This is a genomic window from Pseudomonas sp. NPDC087615, from assembly GCF_044743445.1.
In the GTDB taxonomy this organism is placed as follows: Bacteria; Pseudomonadota; Gammaproteobacteria; order Pseudomonadales; family Pseudomonadaceae; genus Aquipseudomonas; species Aquipseudomonas baetica_A.
The window spans coordinates 1-1,272 of the sequence record NZ_JBIUWM010000150.1 but is presented as its reverse complement, the minus strand read 5'-3'; the positions used below and the strand labels follow the sequence as shown (position 1 = coordinate 1,272).

The following is a 1,272-nucleotide window of genomic DNA, read 5'->3' as shown; positions in this document are numbered from 1 at the left end:
GATCCTTGGCACGAGCGCGAAGCTCGTTGACGATGTCCTCGTCAAAGCCGTCGATGTTGAGCATTTCTTCCAACGGTACGTAGGCAATCTCTTCCAGGCTGGTGAAGCCTTCATCAACCAGCACCTGTGCCAACTCTTCGTCGACTTCCAGCTCGTCGATGAAGTTGCGCAGGATGTCGCCGGTTTCTGCTTGCTGCTTAGCCTGGATGTCCGATTCGGTCATCACGTTCAGGGTCCAGCCAGTCAACTGGCTCGCCAGACGCACGTTCTGACCACCGCGACCGATGGCCTGAGCCAGATTGTCTGCGCCAACGGCGATGTCCATGGCGTGGGCATCTTCGTCAACGATAATTGCCGCAACCTCGGCCGGGGACATGGCGTTGATCACGAACTGAGCCGGGTTGTCGTCCCACAGGACGATATCAACACGCTCACCGCCCAACTCACCCGACACTGCCTGGACGCGCGAACCGCGCATACCAATGCAAGCGCCCTGCGGGTCGATGCGTTTGTCCTTGGAGCGGACGGCGATCTTGGCACGCGAACCCGGATCACGGGACGCAGCCATGACTTCGATCAGACCTTCGGCAATTTCCGGCACTTCGATACGGAACAGCTCGATCAGCATTTCCGGCGCGGTACGCGACAGGATCAACTGCGGGCCGCGGTTCTCGGTGCGGATTTCCTTGAGCAGCGCACGCAAACGCACGCCGACACGGAAAGTTTCGCGAGAAATGATGTCTTCACGGGCCAGCAACGCTTCAGCGTTATTGCCCAGATCGACGATCACGTTATCGCGGGTGACCTTCTTCACGGTGCCGGAGATGATTTCTCCCAGGCGCTCGCGATAGGCGTCGACCACTTGAGCACGCTCGGCTTCACGCACTTTCTGCACAATGACTTGCTTGGCAGTCTGTGCAGCAATGCGGCCGAACTCTATGGATTCGATCTTTTCTTCAACAACGTCGCCGACATTGGCGCCAGGATGCGTTTCAGCAACCTTGCTCGGCCAGGTTTCGATAGCCGGATCGTCGAGATCGTTTTCTTCGACGACCGTCCAGCGACGGAAAGTTTCGTAAGAACCGGTGTGGCGGTTAATTTCCACACGCAGGTCAACTTCGTCTTCAAAACGCTTTTTGGTAGCAGTGGCCAGAGCCAGCTCCAGCGCTTCAAAAATTACGCTTGCCGGTACGCCCTTTTCATTGGATACCGACTCAACAACCAGCAGTACGTCTTTGGGCATCGTTCGCCGCGCGTGTCGCCCGGCTTTGG

At 57.6% G+C, this 1,272-nt stretch carries 1 protein-coding gene; it reads right to left on the bottom strand.

What is annotated here, in order from left to right:
* Window positions 1-1,243 (bottom strand): transcription termination factor NusA (gene nusA, locus ACIOU6_RS28030; protein WP_401140001.1); only part of this gene is annotated, 1,243 nt, incomplete at its 3' end.
* Between the last annotated feature and the right edge of the window lie 29 nt (window positions 1,244-1,272).